At 58.3% G+C, this 21,344-nt stretch carries 23 protein-coding genes and 1 tRNA gene; 17 read left to right on the forward strand and 7 right to left on the reverse strand.

The annotated features are described in order from the left end of the window. The first annotated feature begins 17 nt into the window (after positions 1-17). The 12 genes from CL1_RS09905 to CL1_RS09960 all read left to right on the forward strand — a co-directional run bounded on the left by CL1_RS09905 (position 18) and on the right by CL1_RS09960 (position 10,514). On the forward strand, positions 18-821 hold the full coding sequence (locus CL1_RS09905) for a GTP cyclohydrolase IV (protein WP_014789748.1): 804 nt from the start codon (positions 18-20) through the stop codon (positions 819-821). Between the two features lie 233 nt (positions 822-1,054). After that, a complete protein-coding gene (locus tag CL1_RS09910) occupies positions 1,055-1,378 on the forward strand; it encodes a hypothetical protein (protein ID WP_014789749.1) in 324 nt (107 codons plus the stop codon). 103 nt (positions 1,379-1,481) lie between these two features. Beyond that, the gene (locus CL1_RS09915; RefSeq protein WP_237266247.1) at positions 1,482-2,516 is read left to right on the forward strand and encodes a hypothetical protein; all 1,035 of its coding nucleotides are present in this window, start codon (positions 1,482-1,484) and stop codon (positions 2,514-2,516) included. A gap of 4 nt (positions 2,517-2,520) precedes the next feature. Then, positions 2,521-3,288 carry a hypothetical protein gene (locus CL1_RS09920; RefSeq protein ID WP_014789751.1) on the forward strand — a complete coding sequence of 256 codons (768 nt, stop codon included), beginning with the start codon at positions 2,521-2,523 and terminating at the stop codon, positions 3,286-3,288. Further along, complete coding sequence (locus CL1_RS09925; protein WP_014789752.1) at positions 3,285-3,746, forward strand: hypothetical protein; 462 nt, start codon at positions 3,285-3,287, stop codon at positions 3,744-3,746. Before CL1_RS09920 ends, CL1_RS09925 begins: the two co-directional genes overlap by 4 nt. Continuing rightward, positions 3,746-4,495: an ABC transporter ATP-binding protein gene (locus tag CL1_RS09930; protein ID WP_048152461.1), complete on the forward strand. Its 750-nt coding sequence runs from the start codon at positions 3,746-3,748 to the stop codon at positions 4,493-4,495. The genes CL1_RS09925 and CL1_RS09930 overlap by 1 nt, the downstream gene beginning before the upstream one ends. A gap of 52 nt (positions 4,496-4,547) precedes the next feature. Next, the gene (locus tag CL1_RS09935) at positions 4,548-5,624 is read left to right on the forward strand and encodes an HD domain-containing protein (protein WP_014789754.1); all 1,077 of its coding nucleotides are present in this window, start codon (positions 4,548-4,550) and stop codon (positions 5,622-5,624) included. Positions 5,625-5,745: 121 nt separating this feature from the next. Next, the gene (locus tag CL1_RS09940) at positions 5,746-7,944 is read left to right on the forward strand and encodes an elongation factor EF-2 (protein ID WP_014789755.1); all 2,199 of its coding nucleotides are present in this window, start codon (positions 5,746-5,748) and stop codon (positions 7,942-7,944) included. Between the two features lie 115 nt (positions 7,945-8,059). Next, on the forward strand, positions 8,060-8,581 hold the full coding sequence (locus CL1_RS09945; RefSeq protein ID WP_014789756.1) for a hypothetical protein: 522 nt from the start codon (positions 8,060-8,062) through the stop codon (positions 8,579-8,581). A gap of 185 nt (positions 8,582-8,766) precedes the next feature. Next, on the forward strand, positions 8,767-10,053 hold the full coding sequence (gene tuf, locus CL1_RS09950; protein WP_014789757.1) for a translation elongation factor EF-1 subunit alpha: 1,287 nt from the start codon (positions 8,767-8,769) through the stop codon (positions 10,051-10,053). Positions 10,054-10,102: 49 nt separating this feature from the next. Beyond that, positions 10,103-10,411 carry a 30S ribosomal protein S10 gene (rpsJ, locus tag CL1_RS09955; RefSeq protein ID WP_012571711.1) on the forward strand — a complete coding sequence of 103 codons (309 nt, stop codon included), beginning with the start codon at positions 10,103-10,105 and terminating at the stop codon, positions 10,409-10,411. 16 nt (positions 10,412-10,427) lie between these two features. Beyond that, positions 10,428-10,514, forward strand: a tRNA-Ser gene (locus tag CL1_RS09960). 227 nt (positions 10,515-10,741) lie between these two features. On the opposite strand, the gene CL1_RS09965 is transcribed toward CL1_RS09960, so the two are convergent. After that, positions 10,742-12,643, reverse strand: a complete 1,902-nt coding sequence (locus CL1_RS09965) for an aldehyde ferredoxin oxidoreductase family protein (RefSeq protein WP_014789758.1) — start codon at positions 12,641-12,643, stop codon at positions 10,742-10,744. 163 nt (positions 12,644-12,806) lie between these two features. On the opposite strand from CL1_RS09965, the gene CL1_RS10795 reads away from it, so the two are divergent. After that, entirely contained in the window at positions 12,807-12,983 is a 177-nt protein-coding gene (locus CL1_RS10795; RefSeq protein WP_167773019.1) for a hypothetical protein, read from the forward strand. A 21-nt stretch (positions 12,984-13,004) separates the two neighbouring features. Here the strand turns inward: CL1_RS10795 and taw2 are convergent, their stop codons facing one another. Then, positions 13,005-13,844 (reverse strand): tRNA(Phe) (4-demethylwyosine(37)-C(7)) aminocarboxypropyltransferase Taw2, encoded by an 840-nt coding sequence (gene taw2, locus CL1_RS09970; RefSeq protein ID WP_014789760.1) that lies wholly within the window; start codon positions 13,842-13,844, stop codon positions 13,005-13,007. A 127-nt stretch (positions 13,845-13,971) separates the two neighbouring features. Between taw2 and CL1_RS09975 the strand changes: the two genes are divergently transcribed. Both CL1_RS09975 and cas4 read left to right on the forward strand, forming a co-directional pair. Continuing rightward, on the forward strand, positions 13,972-14,307 hold the full coding sequence (locus CL1_RS09975; protein WP_048152463.1) for a hypothetical protein: 336 nt from the start codon (positions 13,972-13,974) through the stop codon (positions 14,305-14,307). Positions 14,308-14,469: 162 nt separating this feature from the next. Continuing rightward, complete coding sequence (gene cas4, locus CL1_RS09980; RefSeq protein ID WP_014789762.1) at positions 14,470-15,111, forward strand: CRISPR-associated protein Cas4; 642 nt, start codon at positions 14,470-14,472, stop codon at positions 15,109-15,111. A 4-nt stretch (positions 15,112-15,115) separates the two neighbouring features. On the opposite strand, the gene CL1_RS09985 is transcribed toward cas4, so the two are convergent. Then, complete coding sequence (locus CL1_RS09985) at positions 15,116-15,991, reverse strand: MBL fold metallo-hydrolase (protein WP_014789763.1); 876 nt, start codon at positions 15,989-15,991, stop codon at positions 15,116-15,118. A 71-nt stretch (positions 15,992-16,062) separates the two neighbouring features. Then, positions 16,063-16,242, reverse strand: a complete 180-nt coding sequence (locus CL1_RS09990; protein WP_014789764.1) for a hypothetical protein — start codon at positions 16,240-16,242, stop codon at positions 16,063-16,065. Positions 16,243-16,382: 140 nt separating this feature from the next. Between CL1_RS09990 and CL1_RS09995 the strand changes: the two genes are divergently transcribed. Then, positions 16,383-17,687 carry a 2,3-phosphoglycerate synthetase gene (locus CL1_RS09995; protein WP_014789765.1) on the forward strand — a complete coding sequence of 435 codons (1,305 nt, stop codon included), beginning with the start codon at positions 16,383-16,385 and terminating at the stop codon, positions 17,685-17,687. Further along, positions 17,684-18,565 (forward strand): 2-phosphoglycerate kinase, encoded by an 882-nt coding sequence (locus CL1_RS10000; protein ID WP_014789766.1) that lies wholly within the window; start codon positions 17,684-17,686, stop codon positions 18,563-18,565. The genes CL1_RS09995 and CL1_RS10000 overlap by 4 nt, the downstream gene beginning before the upstream one ends. On the opposite strand, the gene CL1_RS10005 is transcribed toward CL1_RS10000, so the two are convergent. From CL1_RS10005 to CL1_RS10015, 3 genes are read right to left on the reverse strand one after another with little or no spacing between them, the layout of a single operon-like run. After that, the gene (locus CL1_RS10005) at positions 18,540-20,066 is read right to left on the reverse strand and encodes a metallophosphoesterase family protein (RefSeq protein ID WP_014789767.1); all 1,527 of its coding nucleotides are present in this window, start codon (positions 20,064-20,066) and stop codon (positions 18,540-18,542) included. The genes CL1_RS10000 and CL1_RS10005 overlap by 26 nt on opposite strands. Before the next feature lie 5 nt (positions 20,067-20,071). Continuing rightward, positions 20,072-20,479, reverse strand: a complete 408-nt coding sequence (locus tag CL1_RS10010) for a CBS domain-containing protein (RefSeq protein ID WP_014789768.1) — start codon at positions 20,477-20,479, stop codon at positions 20,072-20,074. Between the two features lie 41 nt (positions 20,480-20,520). Further along, positions 20,521-21,330, reverse strand: a complete 810-nt coding sequence (locus tag CL1_RS10015) for a class II glutamine amidotransferase (protein ID WP_014789769.1) — start codon at positions 21,328-21,330, stop codon at positions 20,521-20,523. Positions 21,331-21,344: the final 14 nt, after the last annotated feature.

The following is a 21,344-nucleotide window of genomic DNA, read 5'->3' on the forward strand; positions in this document are numbered from 1 at the left end:
AAGTGAGGGTGATGTCCATGTTCGTTGAGACCCAGGAGGAGAGGCCCGAGATAAGGGAGCGCCTTCATCGCGTTGGTATCACCAACCTGAGAAGCGTGGCCAAGATAAACTGGAAGGGAAAGGTTTACACGTTCCTCCCGCTCTTTGAGATAACCATCGACGTCCCCGAGGAGAAGAAGGGGATACACATGAGCAGGCTCGTGGAGAGCATAACCGAGGCCATGAGCGAGGCCGTCGAGGAGGAGGTCATGGAGGCTCATTCCTCGCTCGAAGAGCTGGGGAGAGCGATAATCAGCCGCCTGGAAGGGAAGCACCCCCACAAGAGGGCGGAGGTGTGGATAAGAACCCACCTCATCATTCCGAGGGAAACCCCGGCCAGTGGAAAGACCACCTACGAGCCCTACGACGTCGAGGTCGGGGTCATAAAGCACTACGACGGGACCTTTGAGAAGGTTCTCCGCGTCAAGGTAATCGGAAACACCGCCTGCCCCCACGCCATGGCCAACAACAACGGGAAGACCCACATACAGAGGGCGATAGGCGAGCTTGAGGTTAGAACCCCCTTCAACGAGGAGATAGCCTTAGAAGACATGATTGACGTGGTCGAGAGCTCGTTCAGCCACCCGACGTACACCCTGCTGAAGACGGCGGACGAGAACGCCGTGGTTCAGGGAATGTTTGCCAACCCGAAGTTTGTTGAGGACGTTGCGCGCGAGATATTCGCCAAGGCGAAGGAGAGGTTCAAGGGCAGGATCCACGTGAAGGTCATCAGCAACGAGAGCATCCACAAGCACGACGTCATAGCCGAGACGTGGAGCTGAGCTCTGGCTGACGTTATCTTTTTTTGTTGAAATTTCTGGTAAATTGTTTCGTTTGTGAAGCTTTTGACAACTTTTCGTCGCTTTCGGTTGAAGGTTTTTAGGGATATTTTATCCAATCACGATTTTTTTTTTCATTTATGACAACATACGTTCGAAGTAAGACTTAAATAGTGGGGAGTAATAGTTATCACCGCCCGGAGGTACTCCTCTCCCCGGGCAGGAGGGTTGGCTTGATGAAGAAGCTGGTTGCCCTGTTGTTCGGTCTGCTGGTAGTGGCGGCAGGGTTCGCGGCAGCGACGACTTGGGCTGTTACCTCAGTTAGAGGATACAACAGCGACTCATATGGCTACTCGTGGACAGAGATAGGAGTCAAGTACGACGTTCAGCACCCCTACACAAACTACTACATTACCTATAGGACCGGTGGCGGTGGCGCCTATGGTGACCATAAAGTGACGGGACTCAGAGTAATTGCAGAACCTAACGGAGCAGAAACTATCGTGACAATCGATGGATACCACAACATAATTTCATCGGCTGGGTGGCCGTATATTTGATCTCTTTCTCGTCTTTCTCCCCCCTTTTTGAAAATAAAAAGGAGGATCTAAAATGGCCGGGCACAGATTGACATATCTTCTCCTACTGGTTACGGTTCTTATAGTGTCATCCCTTGCTAGTGCTTCTGAGCTTGGTAGTTATACTTCCCTGACATACACATCGGAAAGATACGACCCGTACGTCCACTATCGGCTCTCCCAGGGGGACAAGCCTGAATGGATAACCACGTCCCTCATTATCTACAACTACTCAGGGGTTCTTTACGTGATAAAGGCCCACAACGACACCGTGATGAGGTTCGAGCTCGCGCAGAAAGGGGATTACATAAGTTCACACGTTACCGTCCTGCTTAATAACGTCACGGTGATGACGTTCCTTCCTAGGGGCACGGCCCCACCCGTTTTCTGGAACGAGTCTGAGGTTCTTTCAGAGAAAGTTGAGAAAAGCCACAACCCGGACTTCAAGGACTGGAACTGGTACGTGTTCAAACTGGGGGAAGTCACGATAAGGGGGGCGTACCTCATCAGGAAAAGCGACCTGCAGGTGGTAAAAGACGGAAAAGTTTACGGCCACACGATGCTGTTTGACGACCCCGGAAACCCGCTCGAGAAGGGGGATTCCTTTTCAGAGTACCCCTTTGCCACGTCCATCGACCGGGTCACGATCGACAACGACAAACCGAGGAGGTGGAAAAACGTCACCTATTACCCCCCGCTGAAGACGGTAGTCACGGGCCAGTACTCCTTTAACCTGACCCAGCCCTTCGGGAGGGGCTATCCCCTTATGGACGTTCAGATGGCAACCCTGATCTACACCTTCGACGCATCGGACGGAAAGCTCGTCTTCACCCCCAACGGCGGACCCGACCTGTGGGCCGTTGGAATTCTGGACGCGTCGTTTGCAGACGAGTACGCTCTGTATCAGGTGGAGGTCAAGCACGATGACTCGTACGCCGTAGGCCTAGTCCTTAAAGCCTTCAGGCTCAAAGAGGGAAAACACGAAACCGTCGCCTTCGAGAAGCGGGGAACCGAAACTTCTTACGTCTTTTATGCCTCCCTAGTAGTTCTAGTGCTGACCGTCGTCTTGACCAGACGAAACGTCCTGAGAAGAACTGCAGATCGTCACTCAGGAAGGTGATAGTATGGGACGCCTCTACACCCTCTTCCGCTGGGAGATGAACGATATCGTGAAGAACGTTCTCCTCCTGCTGGGCCTGGTTCTGACTGGCATGGCGATGAAGCGGTCCCTCATGGGGGTGGACTCCATTCCGGGCTCCATCTCTGGGACGGAGATAAGCCTCTTTGGGCCTTCCACGGCCACGGGAGTCGCGGTGAGCATTCAGGGACTCCTATCCCTCGACGACGTCTGGACCCTGCTGAGCTTCCTTATCCTGCTTCTTGGAGCCCTTACCTTCCGCTACGACAGGGACAGCGGTGTTGCCCGTTCCATCTACTCCCTCCCATACTCCAACACGGAAATCTTTGGAGTTAAGCTCCTATCGCTCATCATATACGCCTTCGCAATGGTGCTTTTGCCCTTCGCCTACGTGACGCTGACCACGTACGCGAGCATAGCCGGCCACATTTCGGAGATAACCTCCGGCTTCCTCGGGGACGCACTGCTCCTCGTTGCCTTCCTCCTCCTATACCTCGTGGCAGTCGCTACGCTGGTCTCGCTGGCATCTCCAAACGCCTTCCTTGCCTTCATGGTCGGCTTTGCAGTAATCTACGCACCGAGGGTGACGGGTAGCTCCGGGATACCTCCCCAGCTTTTCATCAACGCCATAACCCGTAGCGGGAGCACGGGCTTTACGCCCTTCACCGCGGAATACCTCGGCTGGGGGGTGCTCGTCCCGCTGGTGCTCTTCGCTCTCTCGTGGGTTCTCATCAGGAGGAGGGACGTGGTATGAGGTTCTGGGTGGCTCTCCTCTCGGCGATGCTCATTCTCACCGTGGGCTCACTCTGGGTTTACAGCTCCTACGAGGACCAAGTGGGTTCAATAGGACCCCTTTTCCTGCCCCCTGTGGAGCATCAGGGAAACACCACCAGCATAAACTACGTCATCGCCCACACCCCCACCAGCTCGCTCGTGGAGGCGTCGTGCAGCGGCAACGGTGTCGTTGAGGTCTACGACGTCATAACCGGCGAGATGGTGGATAAACACACCGTTTACGGTCATGCCAGGTACCAGTTCGTTCTCCCCCGGGAGGGCGACTACCTGGTAATCAACAACGGAACCGAACGGCTAACCTGCTCATTCCGCTTCGTCAAGAACTACCCCACTAGGGCAGTTCAGAACGCCCTCTACCTCAGCGGCTCGGCCTTCGCTCTGCTCCTGGCGTTCATCGTCTGGAGGTGGGTGAGGTGATTATCGAGGCCAAAGACCTGAAGAAACACTTCGGGAGCATACGTGCGCTCGACGGCGTTACCGTGGAGATTCCCGAGGGGCTGACCCTCATTCTCGGCCCCAACGGGGGCGGAAAGAGCACGTTCCTCAAGCTCGCGACCGGCGTTTACAGGCCAACCTCCGGGGAGATAAAGGTGTTCGGCGAGGCCCCCTGGAACAACTGGCGAATCAAGGCCCGCTTCGGCGTCGCCTACGACCCGCCGGCTTTCCCCCAGTTCGCGACAGGCAGGGAGTGGCTGAGCCTTTTCGCCGAGAGCAAGGGCGCCGGCGAGGAGGAAATCGAGCGCGTGGCGGAGATGTTCGAGGTCAGGAGTTTCCTCGACAAGAGGATAAACGGCTACTCTTCCGGAATGCTGAAGAGGCTCTCGCTGGCTCAAGCATTCATAGGAGACCCCGAGCTGATATTCCTGGACGAGCCGCTGGCCAACATAGACTTCGACAGCATGGAGCGGGTGATAGGGATAATAGACGAGATGAGGGGCAGGAAGAGCTTCGTGGTCATAAGCCACATCTGGGAGCCTCTGATGCCAATCGTGGACTGGGTCGTGGTCATAGGCAACGGGAAGCTCGTCCTGAGCGGAGAAGCGGAAGATGTTCAAGAAGAGGTCGAGAGGCTCTTCAAGCCAAAGGTTAGACGTTCGAAGAGGGAAGGGGCGGGGAAAGGCCCCTCCCCCGGGCAGGAGGGTCGGCAAACCCCTGCCAACGGTTAAGTTCTCGGGGATTACGTTTATTAATTTTTCCTCCCACTTTGGCGTGATGAATATGAAGCTCGTCCACGACCCCATACACGGCCACATCGAGCTCGACGACTTCGCGGTCAGGCTCGTTGATACCCCCGAGTTTCAGCGCCTCAGGCGGATAACCCAGCTCGGCCTGGCCTTTCTCGCCTATCCCTCCGCCCGGCACACCCGCTTCGAGCACTCCCTCGGAACCTTTCACCTCGCCAGGAAAATCGCCGGATATAATCCAGAGGTTGATGAGGGAGCCGTTTACGCGGCTCTACTCCACGACCTCGGTCACTACCCCTTCAGCCACACGCTTGAGGGCATCTACGGCAGACACGAGGAGAACACGAAATGGTTCATAAGGCACGGCGAAATCGGCGACGTGGTGAGGGAGCGCTATTCCATTGAGGAGTTCCTCAAACTCCTCAAGCACCCTCTCGTGAGCGGCGACATTGACGCCGACAGAATGGACTACTTGGTGAGAGACGCTTACTACACCGGGGTGGCCTATGGTCTCGTTGACCTGGACCGGCTGGTGAGGAACCTTGCCTGGGACGGGGAGAGGCTCGTAATAGGTGAAAAGGGAGTAATGGCCGCTCAGAGTCTCCTCCTCGCGAGGAGCATGATGTATCCCACCGTTTACCAGCACCACGTCTCGAAGATAGCGAGTGTGATGCTCGTTGAAGCGGTCAAGCTCGAAGGAATTCCCTTCAAGGAGATACGCACCATGGACGAGGTCGACCTCGTTGCGAGGCTCAGGCGGAGCGAGAGAGCGGAGGTTCGCGAGCTGATAGAGGCCATCGATTCGAGGAGGCTCTACAAGCGCGTCCTCTACACGGATAAAGACCCGGGTGAGAAGGCGGTCGATGAGCTGAAAAGGGAACTCGAGGCCGAGTTCGGTCACCTGGTTCTCGTGGATTATCCTCCAAAGCCCAAGTTCGAGGAGAAGAACGCCTTCGTCCTCGTTGGCGGCGAGCTAAAGCGCCTCAGCGAGGTCTCGCCCCTCGTCCGCTCGCTGGTGGAGCTGAAAGACACCCACTGGCGCTGGGGCGTTTACGCGAGGGCCGACGTGGTGGAGAGGGTTGAGAAATTCATTGGACTGTTCGTTCCATAACCCAAAACCTTAAGTAGTTTGAACGTCCGGAGCGCCTCTCCATTTCTCCTCTGGGAAAGATTTATAACCGGCCTTCTTAAGTGAGTGGTGAACAAGCTCATCAGGTTAGAAGGTGGTGTAAATGGGAAGAAGGGAAGAGATGATTGCGAAGATTAAGGAGCTCATGACCCAGCCCGAGAGGATCAGGAACATGGGTATCGCCGCTCACATTGACCACGGTAAGACGACCCTGAGCGACAACCTGCTCGCCGGTGCTGGAATGATAAGCGAGGAGCTCGCTGGAAAGCAGCTCGTCCTCGATTTCGACGAGCAGGAGCAGGCGAGGGGAATCACCATCAACGCGGCCAACGTCTCGATGGTCCACAACTACGAGGGCAACGACTACCTCATCAACCTCATCGACACCCCGGGTCACGTTGACTTCGGTGGTGACGTTACCAGGGCAATGAGAGCCATAGACGGTGCCATTATAGTTGTAGACGCCGTCGAGGGCGTCATGCCCCAGACCGAAACAGTTCTCAGGCAGGCCCTGAGGGAGTACGTCAAGCCGGTTCTCTTCATCAACAAGGTTGACCGTCTCATCAAGGAGCTCAAGCTCGGCCCGAACGAGATACTCAACCGCTTCGCCAAGATAATTACCGACGTCAACAGGCTCATCAAGAAGTACGCCCCCGAGGAGTTCAAGAGCCAGTGGATGGTCAAGGTCGAGGACGGTAGTGTCGCCTTCGGAAGTGCCTACTACAACTGGGCCCTCAGCGTCCCGTACATGAAGAAGACCGGCGTTTCCTTCAAGGACATCGTCGAGCTCACCAACGCCGGCGACCTCAAGACCCTCCGCCAGAAGGCCCCGCTCCACGTGGTCGTTCTGGACATGGTCGTCAAGCACCTCCCGAACCCGCTTGAGGCCCAGAAGTACAGGATCCCGCACCTCTGGAGGGGCGACGTGAACAGCGAGGTCGGCCAGGCCATGCTCCGCTGCGACCCGAAGGGGACCATGGTCATGGTCGTCACCAAGATAATCCTCGACAAGCACGCCGGAGAGGTCGCCACCGGCCGTGTCTGGAGCGGTACGGTTAAGACCGGCCAGGAGGTCCACCTCATCAACGCCAAGAGGAAGGCGAGAATCCAGCAGGTCGGCATCTACATGGGTCCCGAGAGGGTCAACATGGAAGCCGTTCCTGCAGGGAACATCGTCGCCGTCACCGGTCTGCGCGATGCCATGGCCGGTGAGACCGTCTCCACCGAGAAGATAGAGCCCTTCGAGGCCCTCCACTACGCCAGCGAGCCGGTCGTTACCGTCGCCATCGAGGCCAAGAACGTCAAGGACCTGCCCAAGCTCATCGAGGCTTTGAGACAGCTCGCCAAGGAGGACCCGACCCTGCACGTTAAGATCGACGAAGAAACCGGCCAGCACCTCCTCAGCGGTATGGGTGAGCTCCACCTCGAGGTCAAGCTCGTCAAGCTCAAGGAGGACTGGAAGCTCGACGTTGAGGTCAGCCCGCCGATCGTCGTCTACCGCGAGAGCGTCAGCAAGATGAGCCCGATAGTCGAAGGAAAGTCCCCGAACAAGCACAACAGGTTCTACATCACCGTCGAGCCGCTTCCGGACGAGATATACCAGGCCATCAAGGACGGACTCATTCCGGAGGGCAGGCCGAAGGACCCGAAGGCCGTCGCCAAGAAGCTCGCCGAGCTCGGCATGGACTACGAGGTCGCCAAGGGTATAGTGGACATATACAACGGCAACCTGTTCCTCGACAACACCAAGGGTATCCAGTACCTCAACGAGGTCATGGACCTGCTCGTTGACGGATTCCACCAGGCCATGGACGAGGGACCGCTCGCCAAGGAGCCGGTCATGAAGGTAATGGTTCGCCTGCACGACGCCAAGATCCACGAGGACAACGTCCACCGCGGTCCGGCCCAGATATACCCGGCCATCAGGGGAGCGATACAGTGCGCCATGATGAAGGCCCAGCCGGTGCTCTACGAGCCCTACCAGAAGGTCATCATCAACGTGCCCTACGAGTACATGGGTGCCGTCAGCAGGGAGATTAACCAGAGGCGCGGCCAGCTCATAGACATGCGCCAGGAGGGCGAGGTCATGATAATCATCGCCGAGGCGCCGGTTGCGGAAATGTTCGGGTTCGCCGGGGCGATCCGTGGAGCGACCAGCGGAAGGGCCCTCTGGAGCACCGAGCACGCCGGCTTCAAGCGCGTCCCGAACGAGCTCGCCCAGCAGATCATCAGGCAGATACGCCAGAGGAAGGGCCTCGACCCGAACCCGCCGAAGGAGCAGGACGTCTGCCCGCAGCAGTGAGGGCTTTTGCCCTTCCATTCTACTTACTTTCTGGGCTTTACGGCCTTGATACAGTGCCGCTTAATTCAACGCCTCCCCCGAAAGCCTCTTAATTTCTAACGATAATATCAGCTTCATGAGGACACGAAGGAAGGTGCTCTCCGTTGGAATTCTGATAGTCATTGGGATTTTACTGTTCGTCCCGTGGCCAGGGAGGGTGTTCTACGAGCACTACTCCTATTTCTGGTGGGGGCCGTCAACACCCCTGGAGAAGGTGGAGTGCAAAGCTGGAACTGCACCCTTCGAGTTCGTCAGGGATATCAACTATGAAAGCTGGAACGTGAGCGTGAACAAGTCTGACGGAATAGAAACGGTGGTAGCGGAGAGGAGTTTCCTCTCGAACGATGGATACGGAAGGACCTACCAGCGGCTCGTCCTGGTGCGAAAGGACGGTCGCTTGGTGGAAGTCAGGTACACCTCGAGCACCGGCCCCTCGGAGAATGCCTACAGGGAAATCTGCCATACCCTTGAAAACGGCACGAGGGAGTGCGGGCTGGTTCTCACGGTGTATGACCTTGACAGCAGGAGGGAGGAGAGGTTCACCATCTACTACACCCTCTGGGACTACCTCAGGAAATGCAGGCTGAAGGGGGGCTGAGGTTTACATTTTCCTGTTCAAACCCCCGTAGTTAAGTTTTTAAACCCGCTTCGTAAGTTAAGCACGGAACTCATGAGGCCTCCCCGAGAAACGGCGGGTTTCCCGCCCGAGGGGGCCGAGGTTCGAAAGATTTAAAAAGCCATCCTAGTCAATGAGGCTAGACCAAAATTTGGAGGTGTATGAAAATGCCGAAGGAGAAGCCGCACGTTAACATAGTCTTTATCGGACACGTCGACCACGGAAAGAGCACCACCGTTGGAAGGCTCCTGTTCGACAGCCAGAACATTCCGGAGAACATCATCCAGAAGTTCGAGCAGATGGGTGAGAAGGGTAAGTCCTTCAAGTTCGCCTGGGTCATGGACAGGCTCAAGGAGGAGCGCGAGAGGGGTATCACCATCGACGTCGCCCACACCAAGTTCGAGACCCCGCACAGGTACATCACCATCATCGACGCCCCGGGCCACAGGGACTTCGTTAAGAACATGATCACCGGTGCCAGCCAGGCCGACGCGGCCGTTCTCGTCGTCGCCGCCACCGACGGTGTCATGCCGCAGACCAAGGAGCACGCCTTCCTTGCCAAGACCCTCGGTATCAACCACATCATCGTCAGCGTCAACAAGATGGACATGGTGAACTACGACCAGAAGAAGTTCGAGGCCGTCGCCAACCAGGTCAAGAAGCTCCTCATGATGCTCGGCTACAAGGACTTCCCGATCATTCCGACCAGCGCCTGGGAGGGCGACAACATCGTCCACAAGAGCGACAAGATGCCCTGGTACAAGGGCCCGACCCTCTTCGAGGCCCTCGACCAGATCCCGGAGCCGCCGAAGCCGGTTGACAAGCCGCTCAGGATACCGATCCAGGACGTCTACTCCATCAAGGGTGTCGGTACCGTCCCCGTCGGCCGTGTCGAGACCGGCAGGCTCAAGGTCGGTGACGTCGTCATCTTCGAGCCGGCCAGCACCATCTTCCACAAGCCGATCCAGGGTGAGGTCAAGTCCATCGAGATGCACCACGAGCCCATGCAGGAGGCCCTTCCGGGTGACAACATCGGATTCAACGTCCGTGGCGTTGGTAAGAACGACATAAAGCGCGGTGACGTTGCCGGACACACCACCAACCCGCCGACCGTCGTCAGGCCGAAGGACACCTTCAAGGCCCAGATCATCGTCCTCAACCACCCGACCGCCATCACCGTCGGCTACACCCCGGTCCTCCACGCGCACACCCTCCAGGTGGCAGTCAGGTTCGAGCAGCTCCTGGCCAAGCTCGACCCGAGGACCGGTAACATCGTCGAGGAGAACCCGCAGTTCATCAAGACCGGTGACTCGGCCATCGTCGTCCTCAGGCCGACCAAGCCGATGGTCATCGAGCCGGTCAAGGAGATCCCGCAGATGGGCAGGTTCGCCATCCGTGACATGGGCCAGACCGTCGCTGCCGGTATGGTTATCTCCATTCAGAAGGCCGAGTGAAGGCCTTCTCTGACTTTCCTTTACTTCCTGAATCTTAGGAGGGACGGAAATGCAGAAGGCAAGGATTAAGCTCGCGAGCACCAACATTAAGGCCCTCAACGAGGTCACCGACCAGATCAAGCAGATCGCCGAGAGGACCGGCGTTAGAATGAGCGGTCCGATACCGCTCCCGACCAAGAGGATAAGGATCACCACCAGGAAGAGCCCGGACGGGGAGGGCACTGCCACCTTCGACAGGTTCGAACTCCGCGTCCACAAGAGGCTCGTTGACATCGAGGCCGACGAAAGGGCCATGCGCCAGATCATGCGCATTCGCGTTCCGGAAGATGTCACCATCGAGATCGAGCTCATCTCCTGATTCCTCTCCTTTATGCGCCGGGGTAGCCTAGCCTGGGAAGGCGCGGGCCTGGAGAGTCCGTGGGCGTTAGCCCGCCAGGGTTCAAATCCCTGCCCCGGCGCCAAACAAACTTTACCTGCGCAAAGTTTGATCAAAGTTTGTATGTCCTTTTTAAACTCGTAATTTTCCAAGTGGTTTTTAGCTCAAATCGCTGTATTTCAATGTTTCACTGTACTTGGCGCTCTTCGAGCGCCTAAAAATGGGAAACCTGTTAAAAAGCCTGTTTTTCAATGAAACTCAGCTTGCACGCATCTCTAACTTCCAACGAGGGGCAAAAGAAAAGGGCAGGAATCAAATCCCAGCCCCGATATCGTCGGCGATGTCCGGGAGGTCGAGGGCGATGAGCTTGGCCTTTGTCGGGATTCCGTCCCTGCTCCAGCCCCTTGCCTGGTAGTACTCGTCGAGCATCCTGTCGAGCTCCCAGGGCGGGACGTGGAGGCCCTTGCTGACACCCTCCGGAATCGGCTCCCACATGATCCTGTACGGGAGCGTGTCGTCCTTCCTGGTGAAGCCCTCGCGGACGTTGAATGCCCTTGCGATGTTCATTATCCTCTCGCCGATGACCATCAGCTCGGCTTCACCGATGTTCATGCCGGTGACGGCCTCAACGAGCGGCGGGAAGCCCTCAAGGAAGTACATGTGCCTTGAGAACTTACAGACGCCGGTGGCGTCGTAGATTGCCATGAGGTTCTCGTGGAAGGCTATCTCAAAGCCCTTGTTCTCGCCCTTGGTCCTGTCCACGCCGTTGAACTTCCACCACTTTCCAACGAGCTCGGTTCCGTAGGCACCGCTGGTGAGGTGGTCGGCACCGCGGACATTCACAGCAAATGCCAGTGCCATTCCCTTTATGCCGCGGACGTCGTAGGCAGGCGGCTCCATGCCCTTGACGTGGAGGGCGAACTTCTCGCTTCCCCTGCCGAGCCTCTCGCTGGCCCTCTTGACACCATCTGCCAGGAGCTTTCCGAGGTTGCCCTCGCGGTAGGCCATCTTCTTGAGGGCCTCGACCGCGGCCTCGCCGTTTCCGAAGGTCAGCTCAAGGCCGTCAGCTTCTTCCTTGGTGAGAAGTCCCTTCTCGTAGGCCTCCATGGCCCAGGCGATGGTGACACCGGCGGAGATTGTGTCGAGGCCGAGCTCGTCCGCGAGGTAGTTGAGGTAGGCGACGGTTTCGAAGTCGTCGAGCTCAAGGACACCGCCGAAGGAGTAGAGGGTCTCGTACTCAGGCCCGTCGGTCATGAAGGTGCCCCAGCGCTCGCTCTCGACCTTGATGTACTGGCTGCAGGGCTTGTTACAGAGCGGGCACGGTTTTCTTCCAACGCGGTACTTCGGCGCCCAGAAGTAGGGGTCTATTTCGATGTGCTCCCTGCCCTCCTCCTTGGCCCTCTCGTAGGCCTTCTTGAAGAAGCCCATCTGCCAGTTCCTGACCGGGAAGGTTCCGCGCTCGCGGTTCATCCAGTCGAGGAACTCGCCGCTTCCGTACTCCATGTCGGCCTTGGTGGCCGGGTGATCCTTAAAGACCATTGCCCACTCCTTTATCAGCTCGCGGAGCTTCTCGGGCTGGGCTATCGGTACCTTCTTGGTTCCCTTGACGAGGATTCCCTTGAGCTTCTTGCTTCCGAGAACTGCTCCGGGGCCGCCCCTACCGGCCTGCCTGTCGTCGGTCTCTATCGTGGCTATCCTGCTGAGGTTCTCGCCGGCCGGGCCGATGAAGGCCGTTGCGAAGCCGGGGTACTCTTCCTTGGCTTTCTTCCTGGCCTCGCCGGTGGTGAGGCCCCAGTACTCCTTCGCTGGGACGAGCTTCACCTCGTCGTCCTCTATGACGAGGAGGACGGGCTCTTCACTCTGCCCCTCGATGATGAGGACGTCGTAGCCGGCCTTCTTCAGCTCCTCGCCCATCTTGGCCCCGGCCATCGAGCGGCCGTAGGCACCGGTGAGCGGGCTCTTGAAGTTGAAGGCCGTCTTCGAGCCGGTTCCAATGCCGGTTCCAACGAACAGGCCTGGGGTAATTATCATCTTGTTCTCAGGCCCGAGTGGATCAGCTCCAGCTGGAACCTCGTCGTAGAGGAGTCTCGTTCCAAAGCCGACGCCGCCGAGGTACTTCCTGGGGAACTCCTCCGGGAGGGGTTCCACCTTTATTTCCCCGGTCGTTAAGTTAACCCTCAGAATCCTGCCCCAGTAACCGCCTTTTGCCTCCATGCCAGAATCACCTCGAAAGATTTTCGGAGAGGAAAATATAAGGCCTTCGCAAAAGGAACCGTTTCACACCACCTGTCAGGTTAAGTTCATCTGTTAAACGCTATGGAACCCTTCGGGACGGGAGGGTTAAGGTTTTATCTTTAAAGAACCAAAGGTATCACCGGTGGACACGATGGAGGGACTGAAGGCCTGCAAGAACTGCCGCTGGTTCGGTGCAATCGATTCCTATTTCCCAACGCAGGGAATATGCAGGAGGCACATGAAGACCGTCCACATGAACTTCGTCTGCGACGACTGGGAGCCGCTTTGGGGCTTAACCGGTAAACCTCACGGCGGTTAGACTAATCGGATCATCTGGAGTCTATCGCTTGAACACCTTCACATCGATCACGACGTGCCAGACGCCGGGGGCGTAGCGTTTGATTACAAGCTCGTTGAGCTTTTCAACCTCATAGCCGTGTTCCCTCGCGATCCTCTGGAACGTCCCGAAGGGTTCCTCCGGCATCAGCCTCTCCGGCACGGTGTTGTGGTAGTGGATTAGGGCCCCGTCCTTGGCTATGCGCAGGGCCTTGGGAATGAACTCGTGGGTTTTCACCACGTAGCCCATGAGAACCCTGTCAGCTATGTCCTCCCCCGGAAAGTCGCGGTTGTCGATGTTGTAGGCCGTCATTCTGTCCCACACGCCGTTCAGCTCGATGTTCTCCACCAGGAAGCGGAAGGTGTAGGGACTTTTTTCTATGGCGATCACCCTGGCTCTTCCGTGGACGGCCATCGGAAGGCTGAGGTGGCCGATTCCGGCGAACATGTCCACGACCAGCTCGCCAGGCCTCGCGACCTTGGCCATTCTAACCCGTTCCTTGACGTTGGCGGGGGAGAACATTACCCTGGCCGCGTCGAGCTTGTACTTTACCCCGTTCTCCACGTGAACCGTCACCGTGTCCCCACCGTAGAGAACCTCGTAGTTGGTCTCCCTGAACTCGCCGCCTATTCTGCCCTTCCTGAGGACTGTTTTAACGCCGAGAACTTGGGCGTAGACCTCGGCTATCCTGTGCTTGTAGGGCTCGAGCTCCGGCCGAAGCGGGAGGATCAGGACGTCCCCTATCTGGACCCAGTGCTTTGGAAGCATGCCGACTAACTCATAGGGAAGCTCGCGGGAGAGGATTTCCCGTATCCTGGGCTTTATCACCTGTGTCCTTACCATCGGCCTTACTCAGCCCGGAAACCTTAAAAAACCTTCCCCCGTCATTTCGGCAAAAAGCGATGAGAAAGCCTTAAAAACCCAAAGAACGAATTTAAGGCGAGAAATCCTTCGGAGGTCGATGACCGATATGGAAGAGGAACCTTCGAATAGTTGGTTCTCTCGCCTGTTCAAGCCACGTGAGAAGCCCGCCTTTCTTGAACAGAAGCTCAGCAGGGAGGCCTACGAGGATTACTGGAGGCTTCTGATGCGTGCCAGGCCCGAGGTGGACGGTTCCAAGCTCACCCTAAGGCTTTCAGACGGGACGGTCGAGCTTGAGGACGGGGTTCTAAGGGTGAAGGCCCGAAACCGGAAGACCGCGGAAAAGATACTCCGCAACCTGCACCACTACGACCAACCCCCCAGCCTCTGGCCTGCCTACGGGCTGAGCTACTCGATCAAGAGGAAGAGGAGAATGATCCTTTGATTTCCCTCTTCTCCCAAAGGTTTAAATGCTGGGTCTGCCTTAACCTTCAGAGCGGATGACGACCCTTGCCCAGCCTGAGCTGTGATGACGTCGGTATTAGCTGACGCGGGGGGCGGAGAGGTTCGCGGGCCAATGACCCGCCCCGTCCTCGGAGGGGAGGAGATGATCAAGAACAACGGGAACGGTGAAAACGACGGGTTCGTTGAGTTCTACGCGAGCGAGGCCTTAGTCTGTCCTCGAAGGATATACTTCAGGCTCAAGGGCTACCCCGAGAGGTGGCCCGAGTTCGTTAAGGTGAGGCTCAACCAGGGGATAAACACGCACAACGTCCTTGGCGAGATCCTTCAGAAGCGCTTCGGCTTCGAGCTGGAGAAGCACCTCGTTCTTCGCTCTCGGAAGCTCGGCTTCGAGATACACGGCAGGATAGATGCGATCGGCGAGTTTCCCATCGAGATAAAAGGCAAGACGAGCGTGCCTAGCAGGCCCTACGACTACCACTTGGCACAGCTCAACATCTACATGCGCTGGGCCGAGGCCGATTATGGCTACCTCTACTACGTCAAGCTCCACGAGGAGCCAATGAAGATTATAAGCAAGATAGACTTCTCTCGCTTCCCCATCGTCAAGGGGCCGAACTTCAGGGCCTTTGAAGTGCCCTACGACGGTAAGCTCTTCAAGGAAACCCTGAAGCACTTCTACGTGGTCAAGAAGGCCTACGAAAAGGGAAAGCCCCCCAAGGGCGAGTACTCCTACGCCTGCCGCTTCTGCCCCTACCGCTACCTCTGCTACCCGGACGAGGAATAGGCATTCATTCCGCCCTCACCCATCTGAGCCCCCTCTCAACCCTCGCCCCGACGTTCCCCTCGTTGTAGAGCTTTGCTATGAATGCCCTGAGTGGAACGAGGTTCAGGGCGAGCTTCTGGGGCGTCACTTTAACGTTGTAGTACCCCATGATTCTGAAGGCGAGCTCATCGAGGCTCATAGGCTTCCTCAAGAACTCCAGGATTAAGTTCTCGGTCTCCTCAACGCGCCGCAGATTGAAATCGAGCAGTTCAAGGGCCCCTTCACTCTCCACAGCCCTGCCGTGCGAGGGCACTAGGAGGAAGCCCTTCTCTGCATAATTCTGTAATTCTTTAATTGAGGTTTTAAATAAGTCGGGGTCCACGAGGTACGGAAGGCCGACGGCCTCGAGAACCCTCTCGCCGAAGAACGCATCACCGGCGTAGAGGACGCCGTTCTCCTCGTCCAAGAAGCCCGTCATTCCGGGGGAGTGGCCGTTAAGCTTGACTGCCCTCAGGTCGAAGAGCTCATCACCCCACTCGAAGACCGCGTGAACCTTGACCTCCCCGGGAAACTGGTAGGCGAGGAAGCCCTCAGGTGCCCTCGAGCCGAAGGTGAGGATCTCACGGTTGAGTGGGCTTTCGGCTATGGAGAACTCGAAGCGGTGGGTGAAGAGCGGCGCGTCCAACCTGGGCGCGACGGCGACGTGATCCGCGTGACCATGTGTCGCGAGCTGGGCCTTAAGTCCAAGCCCGAGCTTTTTGATCTCCCTTTTAAGGTCCTTGTGCCTCCCGCTCCCGTGACCGGGATCGATGAGGACCGCAGAGTCCTCGAAGACCTTTACAAGGGTCGAGGGACTGCCAGGATAAAGATAAACCGAGTCGCGGAGCTTCCGAAGGGCCATGACATCACCGTAGAAAGTTGGAGCGGGAGACTATAAGATCGTCGATAGAAGGAAAAAGCGGGAAAGAGGCATCAGACGTGCCTCGGGTAGAGGGTCTTCTTGCCCTCGTCCTTGGCCCTCTTGACGGCCTTCTCGATGAGAACCTTGAGCTCGGCCTCGAGGGCCTCGTAGAACTCGGGGTTGATTCTCATCTCGGGGTCGATGGCCTTGACGGCCTCCTTAACCTTGCTCTTAACTATCATCTCGGCCATTTCGAACACCTCCTTTCGTGGCACCGCGAGGCGGTTGCCAATGGTTTTATCGCGCCGGGGTTTATAACCCTTCCTAAGCTCCCATGTCAAGGGCTCCAAAAGGTTAAATCCACGCACGCCCAAGGTCCAATGGTGGTATCATGGTCGGAAAGCTCGTCCTGATCGATGGAGAGCACTATCCAGACGTCACAGCTTGGGCCGTGGAGAGACTTGGAGACGTGTGCTGTGCGGTCTTCCTTGGGGGAGGGGAGAAGATCGGCGACATTGGCGAGGTGGAGAGGAGGCTCCAGATTCCCGTGTACCGTGGGGACGATTACATCTCCGCGCTGGAGAAGGCAATTGTGGAGAACGGAGTGACGGAGGTCATCGACCTGAGTGACGAACCCGTTGTGGACTACGAGATGCGCTTCAGAGTAGCATCGCTGTGCCTCAGGCTCGGCGTGGCCTACCGGGGGGCGGACTTCCTGTTCACCCCGAGGGAGATGAAAAGGCCACCAAAGCCCAGCATCGCGGTCATAGGGACTGGAAAGAGGGTCGGGAAGACCGCCGTCGGCGGCTTCGTGGCGAGGACGCTGAAGGAGATTTCGCGGCCTCTCATAATCACGATGGGGCGCGGGGGACCGGAGAGACCGGAGGTGGTCGATGGCGAGAGCTTCGAGCTGACCCCCGAGTTCCTCGCGGGACTCGCGAGGCAGGGCCGGCACGCTGCTTCGGACCATTTCGAGGACGCCCTCACATCGAGGGTGACGACGATAGGCTGCAGGAGATGCGGGGGAGGAATGGCGGGATTTTCCTTCTTCGACGTGGTGGACGAGGCGGTGGAGATGGCAAAGACGATGCCCCACGACCTCCTGATTTTCGAGGGGAGCGGTGCCAGCTTCCCGGCCTATCGGGCCGGGGCGTACATCACGGTCACCAGCGCCCTCCAGAGGGAGGAGTATCTCAGGGGTTACTTCGGGCCCTTCAGGCTGTCGCTGGCTGACCTGGTCGTGGTCACCATGGCCGAGGTTGCCGGACGGGAGAGGGCAGAGAGGGTCGCGAAAATTGTCAGGGAGGTGAATCCCGGGGCCGACGTCCACCTCGTCACCTTCAGGCCGAGGCCCCTCGGCGACGTCTCTGGGAAGAGGGTTGCCCTGGTCATGACGAACGAGCTGGGCATAGAACCGGCCAGGAGGCACCTCGAGTCCCTGGGTGCGGAGGTTCTTCACGTCTCCCCGAACCTTTCGAGGAGAAACCTTCTGAGGGGGGACCTGGCGTCGTTCAGGGGTGTTGATGCCGTTGTGGTGGAGCTGAAGGCCGCGGCGGTGGACGTGGTAACCCTCTGGGCCCTCGAAAACGGCCTGGAGGTAATCTACTTCGACAACGAGCCGGTTAACGTGGACGGAAAAAGCCTGAGGGAGGCCGTGCTCGCCCTGGGACGCTCCGTGCTGGGGGGAGGAAGATGATAATCGTCACCGATCCCGAGAGGAAGATGCGCCTGCCCTTCTCGAGGGGCATACTGACCCGCTCGATCACGCTGGCCGGGGTGGACGTGGGGGTGGCGTACATAATCGCCACGGAGGTTCAGAAGGAGCTCAACGAGAAGGGCCGCAGGCTCGTGACGACCGAGGAGATACGGGAGCTGACCTACAGGAAGCTCATTGAGCACGGCCTGGAGGAGGCGGCGAGGCGCTACCTCTTCTGGCGCCAGCTGAGGAGGCTCAAGGTGCCCATAACGATACTCCTTGGAGGAGCCACCGGTGTCGGAAAATCCACGATAGCCACGGAGCTGGCCTTCAGGCTCGGCATAAGGAGCGTTATCGGAACGGACACGATAAGGGAGGTGATGAGGAAGATAATCGCGCCGGAGCTACTCCCTGATATCCACGCCTCCTCGTTCCTGGCCTGGAGGACGATCCACGCGGAGGGCGGTGGCGGTTCACCCCTCATTGAAGGATTCAAGAGCCAGGTCAAGCACGTCTCCGTCGGCGTCTCGGCCGTCCTCGAGAGGGCCTACAAGGAGGGCTCGAACGCCATAATCGAGGGCATACACCTCGTCCCGGGCTACGTCGAGCTGAGGGAGAACAGCTTTATGTACGTGATAACCGTGGGGAGCGAGAGGGACCTCGAGGCGAGGTTCTACGAGAGGGCGCGCTACAGCAAGAGGTCCGCCGACTACTACCTGGAGCACCTGGAGGAGATACTGGAGATACAGGAGTTCATAGTTGAGAGGGCGAGGGAGCACGGCGTGAGGGTCATAGAGAACGTCGAGCTCGAGAAAACCGTGAACGCGATAATGGAGGACCTGATGGAGCGCCTCAGGGAGAGGATCGGAAGGGGGTGAATGGCCCCTTTGTCTTCCATATCCCCACGAGCCTGCCCGAACCCCAGGTGGCCTGCACCTCGAAGGCGACCACCATGTCCCGGTAGACGTCTATCACGTTGAAGCTGTTCCCGAAGGGGTTCCTGTGGAGCTCCCAGCTTATGGAGCCGGCGTTGATGATAGGGGTTTTCTCCACCTTGACCCCGAAGGCGTTCCCTCCGTGGCCGGTCAGTACGAGGTTCGCCCCGGCGCGCGTGAGGACCCTGAGGACGTCCCCGGCGTCCTCGAGAAAGCCCAGCTCCCTGCTCCTCGGTATCGGGACTATGTTGTGGTGCATCACCACCACGGTAAACCTCTCGGAGTTCTCCAGCAACGCTTTCTCGAGCCCCCTCTGCCCTATCCGTCCGACGACACCTATCGGCGTCTCGTACTGGGCGCTCACGACAGGGATAAACGTGAAGTCCCCGATCTCCTTGACCTCCGGCTCACCGAAGTACTCGGTGAAGAGGTCGTGGCCGAGGTAGGTTATGTCGTTGTGGCCCGGGACAATGAGCTTCTCGGCCCTGATTTTCTCGTAGAACTCCACGGCCCTCTCGTAGTAGCGCTCTATGCCCATATCGACGACGTCGCCGCAGTGGACGACCAGGTCCGGGTTCAGCCTCTCGTTGATGGTCCTGATGGCGTTCTCGAGGACCTTGCGCCGGAAGTAGGCCCTGTCAGAGACGTTGCTCTCGCTGACCTGCACCACCCTGAGGAGTCTCTTCCCCCTTGGGACGAAGAGCTTGGGCCTAACCGGACGGTGCTCCCTGCGCTCCACTTCCCGGGTGACGCGCCTCACCTCTACCTCCACCCTTCCGTCGTCGTGCAGGGTTATGACGTTGTAGCTGTTCACGTCGCCCCTTCTCGTTTTCCTGCAGGAGGCGCAGCCGGCGTTGTCCACCACCAGGTCCTCCACCCGGTAAACGTTCGGCACGTGCTTGTGGCCGCAGGTGTAGAGGGTAACCCCGTGCCTCAGGAGGAGGTCGAGAACATCGCCGGCGTTGTAGAGGACGTTCCTCTCCCTGCCGGTGTCGGGGAGGGGGATCAGGTGGTGGTGGGCGGCAACTATCTTGAACCTCCTGTCGGAGTACTCCTCAAGCTTTTCCTTGAGCCAGCGGAACTTGTGGCCACCGACGCGCCCGTCGCTGAGGTCCGGGATCGTGGAGTCCACCCACACCACCACGCCACCCTCGAACTCGAAGACCCCGTTCAGCGGGCCGATGAAGCGCTCGAACAGGGCATAGCCGACGTTCCTGACGTCGTGGTTCCCCGGGACGACAACGAGGGGCTTCCTGATCTTCCTCAGCTCGTAGCTCGCCCTCTCGTACTCCTCGCGGAGGCCGTTGTTGGTCACGTCCCCCGTGTGAATGACGAAGTCAAAGTCGCCGCGGTTTATCTCGTTCACTATGAGGTCGTAGGCGTAACCCTTGTATGCGCTCTCCCCCGTTACGTGGGTGTCACTTATGTGGGCTATCCTTATCATGGCCATCACTCGGCCGCTATGGCCGTCTCAAGCTTTCTCCGGCTCGCCGCGAGGAGATCGCTCAGGCTGAATATCCCCACGATCTCCCCGCCCTCCTCCACGAGCACGTGCTTGATGCCCTTCTTGGCCATCAGGTCCAGGACCTCCCGGAGGGGGGTGTTCGAGTCCACAGTTATCAGCTCGTCGCTCATTATCTCCCTCACCGGCGTGGTGTTCGGGAGCCCGGGGATTACCACGCGCCTTATCACGTCGCTCTTCGTGAAGAAACCCACTACCCTCCCGGAGTCAACGACGACGAGGGAGCCTATGTCGAACTCCACCATCACCTCGCAGGCCCTCTTCACGCTGTCCTCGGGCTCTACCCCGATGAGCTTTCGGGTCATGTAGACCTTCACGGGGGCCTTCATCTCCATGGGATCACCGGATTGACTTGGGGAGCATGGTATATAACGTTTCACAGGTGCATCCTCTTGACCTCGAAGGAACCCTCGTCCAGGGTAACGTGAAAGGCCGTCTCGTTGGGGACCACCTCGTAACCTGCCCCGTGGTACAGCGCCAGCGTGGAGGAGGCGACGGCGAAGAGGTTCTCCCCCTCGAGCACGAGCAGCTTGGCGTAGTCGTAGTCCGCCGGATTGCTAAGGTACCCGTCGCTCATTCTGGCCGTGACGAAGGCGCTGAAACCTTTTCTCGAGTCGTGGAACAGGGTGACGGTGTTGAAGATCGACCTGGTGTGCCCCTCTATCGTCCGGTAGTGGACGAGGAGGTCGCTCAGGCCAACGCTCGGGAGCCTTCTGCAGAGGTAGGTGGCGAAGGCGTAGGTGTCGGAAACGTTCTCCAGCTCTCTCGGGTTAAGCTCGGCCAGCTCGAGTATGGCCCCCTTGTCCAGGTCGCCGTTGTGCATCAGCCAGAAGGAAAAGCCCCTCCTCGTCGAGAAGGCGAAGGGCTGGACGTTGTAGAGGCTCCTGTCCCCCTGGGAGGCGGCCCTCGCGTGGACCATCAGGGCCACGAAACCTTCAAGCTCCCCCTCCAGGGACTCGACGGCCCTGTCGTCCTCGAAGACCGGCCTGAGGGACCTGTAGTGCCTCACCGAGCCGTCCTTCAGAAGGACGTAGCCCCAGCCGTCCGCGTGTTGCTTCTTCCCGTTCCTCCTCTCGCGGTACGGGTCGTGCCGCGCGGATTTGACGAGGGCCCCGAGGAGCGGCCGTATCTCACTTCCCTCACCGACTGCAAAGAGAATCCTGCACATCTGGTTCACCGTTCCCATTTGGGATACCCTCC

Origin of the sequence: Thermococcus cleftensis (assembly GCF_000265525.1) — an archaeon.
Lineage (GTDB): Archaea > Methanobacteriota_B > Thermococci > Thermococcales > Thermococcaceae > Thermococcus > Thermococcus cleftensis.